Below are 11,288 nucleotides of genomic sequence, written 5' to 3' on the forward strand. Positions count from 1 at the left end.
GGCTGAAACAGGTGAAGACGGCCGAATAATGCACGGCCGCGGCGGTGACGACGAAGCCGTGCCAGATGGCGTTCTGGAAGCGCAGCTTCTCCCAGACGTGGAAGATGACGCCGAGCGAATAGATGACGCCGCCGATGACGATCAGCAGCATGGAGGCGGCGGGAATGCGCGAGGCGACGGGCTCGGCCACCAGCACGCCGCTCCAGCCCATGGCGAGATAAAGCAGGATGGCGAGACGGTCGTAACGCCCGGGAAAGACGCATTTCAGGAGAATGCCGACAGCGGCAAACAGCCAGATCGCGACCAGCATGAACAAGAGCAGCGGATCGTCGGCGCCGCGTTCGAGGAAGGGCGTATAGGTGGCGGCGATCAAGAGGAAGATCGCCGAATGATCGAAGCGGCGCAGATACCACTTCGTGCGCGAGACCGGCCAGGCGTTGTAGGAAAAGGAAATGGCAAGCGTCAGCACCAGCCCGACGCCATAGATCCAGGCGGCAGCGAGCGCGCCGTAGGAGCTCCAGACCGTGGCGTAGAAGATCAGCACGGTAGCCCCGATCAGGGCCAGCACGAGACCGACGCCATGAACGATACCGTCGGCGATCAGTTCGTATCTATCATAAGCCCAGCGAATGCCGTTGAACTCGCCCATGCACGCCCAATCCGTTTCATACTCCGGTTGCAATCGTCGCATCGAACGGACGGGCGCGCAACTGCGGCAAAGCGCACCGGCGGTAAATCTTCGTGACAGGCAGCAGGGCGCAAAGTCAAACCTTCTGACGGTCAACCAGCACCGAGCATTTGGCATGGCGCACGACCCGATCGGCAGTGGCGCCGATGAAGTAGTTGGAAAAGTCGGGAACGTGCGAGGCGACGATAATCAGGTCGGCGCCGTGGGTTTCGGCGGCCGAGATGATCGCTTTGGCAGGCGGGCCGTTGCGGATCTCGACAGTTGCCGCAACACCGGCTGCGGCGACCAGTGCTTCCAGCTGCCCGCGGCTGTCCTTCATGACGTCCTCGACCATATTGGCCGGCAGTTCGATCGCGACATAACTCGGCACATCCTCGACGACGTTGAGCGCGATGATCTCGCCGCCTTCGTCGAGCAGGGACGCGGCCTTGCGAAGGATTTTTTCTCCCTTGTCGATGCCGCCGAGCGCGATCGCTACGATGATCTTCCTGTACATGGCTTCCCTCCATGACTGAGATGCATAAGTTTCCTCTTATGGAGATATGAACGCATTGATCGCGATCAAGTGGGCGCAAGTCATCGTCAACATCTGTTCAACGCTTCATCGTCAAAAACGCATCTTCTGTGAACAATTGGAATGCGCCATATAGGGGTCAAGTACGGCAGCCGAGGGGAGATCAGAAGCGAATGAACCGGCGAAACTTCCTCGGGCTTGCCACGGGCGGCGTGTTTGCCGCCATCGCCGGTACGCCTTCTATCCTACGGGCCAATTCAGAGGCAGGAGAACAAGCCATGACGACCGAAACTTCCTATGCGCTGACGCGGCCCGCCTATATCGACCAGTCGCATCTGGTCGTGACCGACCTCGGTCTGGTTTCCGGCTTCTATCAATCGATGCTTGGCCTGAAAGTCATCGAGAAGACGGCGAGCGGCGAAGTGCTGGGTGTCGGCGATCTGCCATTGCTGACGCTGACCACCGCCAAGAATGCGACCATCGCGCCGCGCAATGCCGCCGGCCTTTTCCACACCGCCTTCCTGATGCCGGATCGGACCGAACTGGCACGCTGGCTGCGCCATGCGGCACAGAATAACGTCGCGCTCGACGGCGCGTCGGACCATCTCGTCAGCGAAGCGATCTACCTTGCCGATCCCGAAGGCAACGGCATCGAAATCTACGCCGACCGGCCGCACGAACAATGGAAATTCCATGAGGACGGCATGGTGGAGATGGCGACGCTGCGCCTCGACCTGCAGGCGCTCTACAACAGCGCGCCTGATGAGCGCTGGGACGGCATGGCTGCGGGAACGGCAATCGGCCACCTGCATCTGCAGGTCGGCGATATTCCACAGGCCGACGCCTTCTACCGCGACGTCCTCGGCCTCAAGCTGATGGCGCGCTATCCGGGCGCGAGCTTCTTTGCGAGCGGCGGCTACCATCACCATCTCGGCGCCAATATCTGGAACAGCCGCGGCGCCATGGCACGCGCCGGCAATATGACCGGGCTTTCGGACTATAAGATCCGTTTCAACGACAAGGCGACGCTGGATGAGGCGGTCTCCAAGCTCGACGGTCTCGAAATCAAAAGCGAAAAGCGCGACGGCGGCTTGTTCCTGAGGGATCCATGGGGCATCGGCCTGACGCTCTCGATTTGATGACGCTTTCGCCTTGATCTGAAGAGGCTATTGGACCTTCTCGGCACCCGATGGCGTCGTGACCTGCGTCGGCCCACCACCGTTTCCGCTGGGCGATGGTGAACGGTCCACAGCTTCCGGAGGCCTTGCCGGGCCGGAGACGGGATCGTCGTTGAAGGTGCCGGGGCCGGATGGTCGCGTATTGATCGGGTCCGGCTTGGTCGAGGCTGTCGCCGTTGGATCATTGTTGCTGGGGTCAGGCCAGATCGCGACACTGACACCCGCGATGATGAAGACCGCCAAGCCCGCCCCAAGTATCCCCCAGACCCACCATCGCCGTTGGTCGGAGGCGTCAAGCGCCGCTTTGTCCGCATAAGGCGGCTCGGTGCCGTAGGTCTCGGTGGTATTGATCTGATCTCGATCTGCAGTCATAGCTGTAACTCCTTCCGAGGCCGAACTCCCGTGACCGAAAACTTGTTCCAGCGCTAAGGCCTAATATGCACATGTCCGGTACGGACACAGGCGCTGGAGTGCGGGGGGAACCGGAACCGCATCGGCGCGTTTCCGTCACGAAGCAATGGGCTTCGGGGGGACCTCACCGCAATGGGCATCGCCAATGGCATCCGCAAACAAGCAAAGAAGATCGCCATCGGCGAACGCCACACCAGCGCATGGGCACAATCGCTGAAGGAAGCTGCGGAAGAACTGCCGCCGCCGCCGCTGCACCGGCTGGAAAAAGACGGGCTCGATGTCAGCATGGCCTGGGCGATCATCGGCATCTTCGGCATTCTCTTCCTTGCGGCCGTCTACCTGATGTCGCTGATCCTCATCCCGATCACACTTGCCGTCGTCGTCGGCATGATCCTTGGCATGGCGGCGGAAAAGCTCAGCAAGATGGGGGTGCCGCGGCTTGCCAACGCCTTCATCCTTTCAAGCAGCGTGGCGCTGGTGATCTTCCTGTTGATCAACTCACTCGCCGACCCGCTGATGACGCTTGCCAATGAGGGCCCCGCCTTCGCCGAGCGAACCATAAACCGCGTCATGCCTTATCTGGAGCGCATCACATGGCTGCATATCACGCCGGCGACATTCAAAAGCGAGTCGATGTCGATCGGTGCGCTGCTCGAAAACACTGGCAACGTGCTGCACGTGGTGACAAGTAGCCTGACGCCGGCGCTGGTGCAGGGACTGATATTTTTTGCGGCGCTGCTGTTCTTCCTCGCTGGTCGGGTCAACCTGCGCAAGACGATCATCATGACCTTCCGCACCCGCACGCAGCGCCTGGCGGCAATCCGCGTCATCAATGCTGTCGAGCAGGTACTCGGATTTTATTTCGCAACGGCCTCGCTGATCTATGTTGGGCTCGGCGTCGTCATGACCGTCATCGCCTATGCAGGCGGGCTGTCGGCCCCGGTGCTCTGGGGCTTCTTTGCCTTCCTGTCGAGCTTCATCCCTTATCTCGGCATCACGCTGATGACGCTTGCTGTCGCCATCGCCGGCATCCTAACTCATGATGGCATCCTCATCGGCCTAATGCCGGCCGCAGCCTTCTTCACAGTGCATCTCCTCATGGAGAACCTGATCTTCCCCGCGGTGATGGGACGGCGGCTGGAAATCAATCCCTTCGTCGTCTTCCTCGCCATCCTGTTCTGGACATGGATGTGGGGTGCCGTCGGCGCCATGCTGGCACTGCCGCTTTCACTGATTGTCATGACCGTTATCGACGAACTGCTGATCGAGGAAAAGCCGCAGCCGCAATTGCCGAAATGATCAACCGGGGGAACGTCCGTGGCATCTGATCTCGATCTTACCGAATCCGATCACGACCAGATGGTGAGCGGCCGTTCTCTCTGGGGAAAAAGCGGCATAAGGCCGGAATGGCGGCCGATCGAGCAGAGTTTTGCCACCGACGTCGCCGTGATCGGCGGCGGCATCACCGGCGCATTGGTCGCAGAACATCTGACGGCGCGGGGTTTTTCCGTGGCGGTCATCGACCGGGAGGAGCCCGGCTTTGGCAGCACCGCGGCGAGTACGGCGATGCTGCAATGGGAAATCGACAGCACGCTCAGCGAACTCGAGGATTATTACGGCTTCGAGCGCGCGGCCGGCATCTACCGCCGCAGTGGTGCTGCGGTCGCCGGCCTTTCCAAGCTCATCGCCGCAAACGGCATCGCCTGCGGCTTCCGGCCGCGCAACACACTCTATCTCGCCGCCAACTGCGAAGGCGCGCGCAACCTCAGGGAGGAGCGCCAGCTTCGCCGCCGGGCCGGCCTGCCCGGCGTCTATCTCGAACATCCCGATCTCTTCACACAGTTCGAGCTTGATCGGGATGGCGCGATCTATTCGCCGGGTTCGGCGGAGGCCGATCCGCTGCTTCTGACCTGGGCCTTGATCGAGATGGCGGTGCGGCGCGGCGCGCTGCTGGTCAACGCTTCCGTGACCACGCTTCACAGCGAAGGCGATCATGTCACGGCAGTGACCGATGGAGGCCACGTCATCGAGGCGCGGCATGTCGTGCTGGCGACCGGCTATTCGATGCCGGGTCTCGACATGCCGAAGCTGCACCGCTCGAGTTCTAGCTGGGCGTTCGCCACCGTGCCGCAAGACCCGGCAAATTTCTGGCGCGACAGGGCGCTGATCTGGGAGGACAGCCATCCCTATCTCTACATGCGCACGACGGCGGACAATCGCATCGTCGCCGGCGGCGAGGACGACGAGACCATCGATGCCGATGTACGGGATCTGAAGCTGCCGGCCAAGACCAAGGCAATCCAGGAGAAGATGAAGCGGCTGTGGCCGAAGGCGGATGCGCGGGTGGAACACGCCTGGTGCGGCACTTTCGGCGAGACGGCCGACGGTCTGCCGCTGATCGGCCCGGTGCCGGAGATACCGCATGTGTTCGCTGCCTATGGCTACGGCGGCAACGGCATTACATTTTCCTATCTCGCCGCGCAGATGATCGGCGCCATGCTCGCCGGCATGCATCGCGACTGGTTCGAGGATTTCGCGCTCGACCGCGACGGACCGGGTTCCAGAACGCTGCATGAGCGCTTTCGACCGCCGGAGATAGCGCTGCGCTAAACGAAAAAGCGCTTCTGGCCGTTACTCCGTCGTCTTGTCGTCACCAGTGTCCTCGACATCCCCGAGGCGGACGAATTGCGTGCCCTTGGCCTTGAGATCGACCAGTGCCTTGGCTACCCCCTCGCCGGCCGCATGGGTCGGCTGGTTGATGTGGGAGATGACGACGTCGCCGTCCTTGGCCGAGGCGATGCGCTTTTCGGTGATGCCAGCCCCGAGCAGCGAGCCGCCGTCGCCATTCACCGAATAACCGGCAATGCGATAGCCCATGGCACGGATCTCACCGATGGCGGAAAGATCATATTTGGCAGTCGAGCCGCGGAACCAGTGCGGCGCCGGGAGGCCGGCTGCGACCATGGCGGCGGCACCGCCTTCGACTTCCTGCCGCACCGCCTGCGGCGAACCGGCAGACGCGATGCCGTAAATTAGAGCCGGCGTATCGACGGCCGGAATATGGTTCTGGCCGTGGTTTTCGAGTTCGAAGAGATCGGGATTCTGCAGGAACACGGCGACCGTAGCGGGGTTGCGCTTCAGCCAGCGGGCGGTGACGAAGATCGTTGCCGGGATGCGTTCCCGCACCAACGTGGAAAGGATGCGCTCGTCCGCCTGGCCCATGCAGGCATCGAAGGTCAGCGCAATGCGGGCATGGCCCGCGATATTGGAACGGGCGATATGCAGATGCGGCTCGACGAGCTTTAGCGCCGGCACCTTCGGGGCCGGACTGATGACAGCCGGGACCGGACTGACTGCAGCCGGGACCGGACTGACCACGGCCGAAGCGGGCAGCGCTGACGGAGTTTCGTCGGCGAATACAGCCGAGATGCTGACGAGAAGGAACGCCGAAGCGAGCAGGATGCGGTTCATATAACGGGTTTCTATGGCTCGAGCTGCCGACTTTAGCGGCGGCTCTCCCCCGGCGCCATGCGGCCGGATGTCACCGCAGCCGCTTGGACGGACAGGCCGTATCAATCATAGAGATAATACTTGTTCCATTTGTCGCGCGGCACCTTCTCGCCGATCTCGTAATTGAGCTCGCGCACGTTGATATGCTGCGGACCGGTGATGCAATTATAGGACAGATGGTACCAGTCGCCCTTGCTGCGGAAGACGGCACCCGGCGCCTCCAGCGAATTATCGCCGGGGATCGGCTCCTCGAAGGTATAGGCGATCACCTTGTCGGGCTTGAAGCCGGTGCTGTCCTTATTGATGCGGCTCATCGCCTCGGTGTCGCAGCTCTGTTCCAGACGGGTCGAGGGATCGAGTTTTTCCAGCTGCTTCTTGATGGCGGGATCGACGGCAAAGGCGGGGGCAGCAAGGCTTGCGAGGGATAGAAACAGGACCAGACGTTTCGGCATTGCGGAAAAAATCCCTTACTGTTCTGCAATTTTTGCCCTACCCCCGACAGCTTGCCGGGAGCCTGGCACGTGCAAATTCACTGAGATAGCGGACTTTCTTAAATATTGTGGTGACATCAAGGCAAGGTGGCTTGGGTGTCCTCCTTGTCTGTGGAAGGGCACCTCTACCCTTGGCGCAGCCTTGCCGCTTGATCCGGGACCAGTGCACCTCTATCTCTTGCCAACCCGTCATTCCGACCCGGAGCCAATCCTTGTCCGCTTTCAAGAGCCTGCCGACCCCGCCTGCCGCACCGAAGAAGCCGATCTCCAATACGCGCCACGGCATCACCCGCACGGACGACTATGCCTGGCTGCGCGCCGACAACTGGCAGGCGATGTTCAAGGATCCATCGATCCTCGACCCTGAGATCCGCCGCCATCTCGAAGCCGAAAACGCCTATATGAACGCGGCGATGGAGGACACCAAGCCGCTTCAGAAGGTGCTGTTTGCCGAAATGCGCGGCCGCATCAAGGAAGACGACAGCTCGGTGCCGATGAAAGACGGGGCCTATGCCTACGGCACCTTCTACGTCACCGGCGGCGAACAGCCGCGCTTTTTCCGCATCGCCCGCGACGGCAACGTCGCTGACGAGACGATCCGCGCGGTGCTGCTCGACGGCGACAAGGAGGCATCAGGCAAGGCCTATTTCCGCCTCGCCGGCCTCGACCATTCGAGCGACCACAGCCGCGGCATCTGGGGTTACGACGACAAGGGTTCGGAATTCTTCACGCTGCAGGTGCGCGACCTCCAGACCGGGCAAGACCTTACCGACCGGATCGAAAATACCGGCGGCGGCGGCGTCTGGGCGCCCGATGGCAAGAGCTTCTTCTATTCGGCGCTCGACGAGAATCATCGGCCCTCGAAGGTGTTCCACCACATTCTCGGCCAGCCGCAGTCGGAAGACCGGCTGGTCTATGAGGAAGCGGATGCCGGCTTCTTCATGGGCGTCGGCGGCTCACTGCTTGACGATTTCATCTATATCGACATTCACGACCACGAGACCAGCGAATACCGCCTGCTGTCGACCGCGGACCTGACGGCCGAGCCGAAGCTGGTGGCGGCGCGCGAGGAAGGCATCGAATATTCGCTGACCGAGGGCGGCGACGTCTTCTACATCCTGACGAATGACGGCGACGCCAAGGATTTCAAGATCATGGAAGCGCCGGTTGATAAGCCCGGCAAGGAAAACTGGCGCGAGGTCGTGCCGCATAAGCCCGGCACGCTCATCATCAGCCACATGGCCTATGCCCGCCACCTCCTGTGGCTGGAGCGCAAGGACGGCCTGCCGCAGATCATGATCCGCGATCGGGCGACCGGCGAGGAACATGCGATCGCCTTTGCCGAGGAAGCCTATTCGCTGGGGCTGCAGGGTGCGGCGGAATATGACACGGATATCATCCGCTTCTCCTATTCCTCTATGACGACGCCGTCGCAGCTCTACGACTACAACATGGTGACGCGAGAGCGCACGCTGTTGAAGACGCAGGAAGTGCCGTCCGGCCACAATCCCGACGACTACATCACCCGCCGCGTCTTTGCCCCGGCATGGGACGGCGAGAAGGTGCCGGTCACCCTGCTCTATCGCAAAGATACCCCACTCGACGGCAGCGCCCCCTGCCTGCTCTACGGCTATGGCGCCTACGGCATCACCATTCCGGCCGGTTTCAACACCAATTGCCTGTCGCTCGCCGACCGCGGCTTCGTCTATGCCATCGCCCATATCCGCGGCGGCAAGGACAAGGGGTTTTCCTGGTACGAAGACGGCAAGATGGACAAGAAGACGAATACCTTCAAGGACTTCGTCGCAGCGGCCGATTATCTGAATCAACAGAAGTTCACGTCTTACGCGAAGATCATCGCCGAGGGCGGATCGGCCGGCGGTATGCTGATGGGTGCGGTTGCCAACATGGCGCCGGAGAAGTTCGCCGGCCTCATCGCCGCCGTCCCCTTCGTCGACGTGCTCAACACCATGCTCGACGACACTCTGCCGCTCACCCCGCCGGAATGGCCGGAATGGGGCAACCCGATCGACAGCAAGGAAGAATACGAGCAGATCGCATCCTACTCGCCCTATGACAATGTCGTCGAAAAAGCCTATCCGCCGATCCTGGCGCTCGGTGGCCTGACGGACCCGCGCGTCACCTATTGGGAGCCGGCAAAGTGGGTGGCGAAGCTGCGCGACAAGACGACGGGCGACGCGCCGATCCTGCTCAAGACCAACATGGACGCCGGCCACGGCGGCGCCTCGGGCCGCTTCCAGCGACTGGAAGAGATTGCCTTTGAGTATGCGTTTGCGATCAAGGTTGCTGGGAAGATGTGAAGGGCTGGGTTGGGGTGCCACGCGGTACCAGGGGAGAAAAAATGGCCGTCTATATCGCCCTCCTCCGCGCCGTCAATGTCGGCGGCACCGGCGCTCTGCCGATGGCCGAGCTGAAGGCGATCTGCGAAGACCTGGGCTTTTCCGACGTGAAGACCTACATCCAGAGCGGCAACGTGCTTTTCCGCGCGGATGAAGCGGAAAAGGCGGTGGAGGAGCGGCTCGACGAGGCAATCGGCAAGAAGCTCGGCAAGCGGCCAGGCGTGATGGTGCGCAGCCGCAAGGAACTCGACGGCATCGTCGACGGCGCACCCTTTCCCGATGCTAAGCCGAACTTCCTGCTGGTCTATTTCCTGCCCGAAAAGGCGCCCGGCGATGCGCTGGAGACGATGGTGGCGCCCGATGGCGAGGAGGCCAAGCTCGCCGGCCGGGAAATCTATGTACATTACCCCAATGGTTCCGGCCGCTCGAAGCTGAAGCTGCCGGCGCTGAAACCGGGGACGTCGCGCAATCTCAACACCGTGCGCAAGCTCGCGGAGATGGCGGCGGCGTTGGAGGACGGGGACTGAGGATGTAAGCGCAATTCCCGACGCAAAGGCGATTCGCACTTTTGCTGGAATTGCTTTAGGCCCTCGGCATCTCCGCCACCGGCAGGAAGAGCATTTTCACGAAGGTGCGGAGCATCAGCACCTGCTCGGCCAGCGTGTTCGGCTCCTTTAGCGTCTTCGACAAAACGATGCCGCCTTCCAGGACGGAGGACACCATGTCGGCGAGCTGGTCGACATCGACGGGTTCGCGCGGCGGATAGACGGCCATGATCTCCCGGAGCATGCGGCCGAAGCGCCTCCGCCAGGCAAGCACCGCATTCCGATTGGTCTCCTGTATCTCGCGGTCGAACAGCCGCTCGTAATAGCAGACGGTTGCCACGAGGCAGCCGGGATGGCCGTTCGGCAGGTCGGAGAGCAATTCGGACAGCAGCTTCAGGCCGAGCAGGAAGGATTGCAGCGGATCGCCGGTCAGCTCGCGCGCGCGGCCGAAGATCTCATCATAGATGCGCTCGTCATTTTCGATGTAGCGGTTGAGCAGCGCCTTGGCGAGCTCGTTCTTGTCCCTGAAGTGATAGAAGAAGCCGCTCTTGGTGATGCCGGTCTCGGCGATCAGCTCCTCGATGGAAGTGCCGCCGAAACCCTTCTGCAAGACTGCCGCTTCCGCCACATCGAGGATGCGGGTCCGCGTTTCCTCGCCCTTTCGCATGTCCCCTCCTGTACCGGCGGTACAGTTTTCAGTGTTGCATGATCAGACTTGCCTCCGCCCCCGGCAAGATCGGTCGAAGCAAGCGATTGAAATCAATCGGAAAAACCCAAAACCGCTTGGAGTATACCGCAAGTCGCCTAGTTTGGCAGCCAATTAAGCGCCAGAACATCATTCATCGACGGCAGCCAATCGGGTGTCGCGAGGGAGAGGCTTCAACAATGGCAAAGTACAGAAACGGGTTGCCGCAGCTCAAAGGCGGCACATTCATTACCGATGGCGGCATGGAAACGACGATGATCTTCCAGGAAGGGATAGAACTTCCGCATTTCGCTGCCTTCATATTGCTGGCTTCCGAAGACGGGCGGCAGCGGATGCGGAATTACTATCGCCGTTATCTCGATGTCGCCCGGCGGCACGGCACGGGCTTCGTGCTCGATACCGCCACATGGCGGGCCAATCCGGACTGGGGGCAGAAGCTCGGCTATACTAGCGAAGCCCTGAAAGCAGTCAACGAGGAAGCCGTCGACCTGCTCGTCGGCTTGCGCAGCGACTATGAGCGGCCGGAGCAGCCGATCGTGATCAGCGGGGCGATCGGCCCGCGCGGCGACGGCTACAAGGCGGGCACCATGGATGCCGCCGAAGCGGAAGACTACCACGCCTTCCAGATCGGGGCTTTCGCCGGCACGGAAGCCGACATGGTGAGCGCCTTCACGCTGACCAATATCGACGAGGCGATCGGGGTGGCGCGGGCGGCACAGGCGCTCGGCATGCCCTCGGCCATTTCCTTCACGCTGGAGACGGATGGCCGGCTGGTGACGGGCCGCAGCCTTCAGGAGGCCATCGAGACGACCGATGCGATGACCGGCGGGGCGCCGGCCTATTACATGATCAATTGCGCCCACCCGACGCATTTCGAAACAGCGC

The 11,288-nt window shown here is 61.7% G+C and carries 12 protein-coding genes; 6 read left to right on the forward strand and 6 right to left on the reverse strand.

Annotated features, from left to right (window positions below; translation table 11 throughout):
* The coding region (locus FY112_RS10150) for a hemolysin III family protein (RefSeq protein WP_151518322.1) at positions 1-649 on the reverse strand (649 nt) is incomplete at its 3' end.
* Between the two features lie 115 nt (positions 650-764).
* Positions 765-1,184 (reverse strand): universal stress protein, encoded by a 420-nt coding sequence (locus tag FY112_RS10155; RefSeq protein ID WP_017959615.1) that lies wholly within the window; start codon positions 1,182-1,184, stop codon positions 765-767.
* A gap of 296 nt (positions 1,185-1,480) precedes the next feature.
* Here FY112_RS10155 and FY112_RS10160 point away from each other — a divergent pair, with 296 nt between their 5' ends.
* Positions 1,481-2,341: a VOC family protein gene (locus FY112_RS10160; RefSeq protein ID WP_043294452.1), complete on the forward strand. Its 861-nt coding sequence runs from the start codon at positions 1,481-1,483 to the stop codon at positions 2,339-2,341.
* A 27-nt stretch (positions 2,342-2,368) separates the two neighbouring features.
* On the opposite strand, the gene FY112_RS10165 is transcribed toward FY112_RS10160, so the two are convergent.
* Positions 2,369-2,752 (reverse strand): hypothetical protein, encoded by a 384-nt coding sequence (locus tag FY112_RS10165; protein WP_151518315.1) that lies wholly within the window; start codon positions 2,750-2,752, stop codon positions 2,369-2,371.
* Positions 2,753-2,923: 171 nt separating this feature from the next.
* Here FY112_RS10165 and FY112_RS10170 point away from each other — a divergent pair, with 171 nt between their 5' ends.
* Positions 2,924-4,090: an AI-2E family transporter gene (locus tag FY112_RS10170; protein WP_131708465.1), complete on the forward strand. Its 1,167-nt coding sequence runs from the start codon at positions 2,924-2,926 to the stop codon at positions 4,088-4,090.
* Positions 4,091-4,108: 18 nt separating this feature from the next.
* Positions 4,109-5,401, forward strand: a complete 1,293-nt coding sequence (locus FY112_RS10175; RefSeq protein ID WP_151518316.1) for an FAD-dependent oxidoreductase — start codon at positions 4,109-4,111, stop codon at positions 5,399-5,401.
* A 21-nt stretch (positions 5,402-5,422) separates the two neighbouring features.
* Here FY112_RS10175 and FY112_RS10180 read toward each other — a convergent pair whose 3' ends face one another.
* Positions 5,423-6,262: a polysaccharide deacetylase family protein gene (locus FY112_RS10180; RefSeq protein ID WP_151518317.1), complete on the reverse strand. Its 840-nt coding sequence runs from the start codon at positions 6,260-6,262 to the stop codon at positions 5,423-5,425.
* Between the two features lie 101 nt (positions 6,263-6,363).
* On the reverse strand, positions 6,364-6,753 hold the full coding sequence (locus tag FY112_RS10185; protein WP_151518318.1) for a DUF930 domain-containing protein: 390 nt from the start codon (positions 6,751-6,753) through the stop codon (positions 6,364-6,366).
* A 251-nt stretch (positions 6,754-7,004) separates the two neighbouring features.
* Between FY112_RS10185 and FY112_RS10190 the strand changes: the two genes are divergently transcribed.
* Together FY112_RS10190 and FY112_RS10195 are read left to right on the forward strand one after the other, a co-directional pair.
* Complete coding sequence (locus FY112_RS10190; protein WP_151518319.1) at positions 7,005-9,113, forward strand: S9 family peptidase; 2,109 nt, start codon at positions 7,005-7,007, stop codon at positions 9,111-9,113.
* 41 nt (positions 9,114-9,154) lie between these two features.
* Positions 9,155-9,679, forward strand: a complete 525-nt coding sequence (locus tag FY112_RS10195; protein ID WP_151518320.1) for a DUF1697 domain-containing protein — start codon at positions 9,155-9,157, stop codon at positions 9,677-9,679.
* 55 nt (positions 9,680-9,734) lie between these two features.
* Here the strand turns inward: FY112_RS10195 and FY112_RS10200 are convergent, their stop codons facing one another.
* Positions 9,735-10,364 carry a TetR/AcrR family transcriptional regulator gene (locus FY112_RS10200; protein ID WP_027665095.1) on the reverse strand — a complete coding sequence of 210 codons (630 nt, stop codon included), beginning with the start codon at positions 10,362-10,364 and terminating at the stop codon, positions 9,735-9,737.
* Positions 10,365-10,582: 218 nt separating this feature from the next.
* Between FY112_RS10200 and FY112_RS10205 the strand changes: the two genes are divergently transcribed.
* A partial coding sequence (locus FY112_RS10205) for a homocysteine S-methyltransferase family protein (protein WP_151518321.1) occupies positions 10,583-11,288 on the forward strand: 706 nt, incomplete at its 3' end.

The sequence above is a fragment of the Rhizobium sp. PEPV16 genome (assembly GCF_008919455.1).
Classification (GTDB): Bacteria; Pseudomonadota; Alphaproteobacteria; order Rhizobiales; family Rhizobiaceae; genus Rhizobium; species Rhizobium leguminosarum_Q.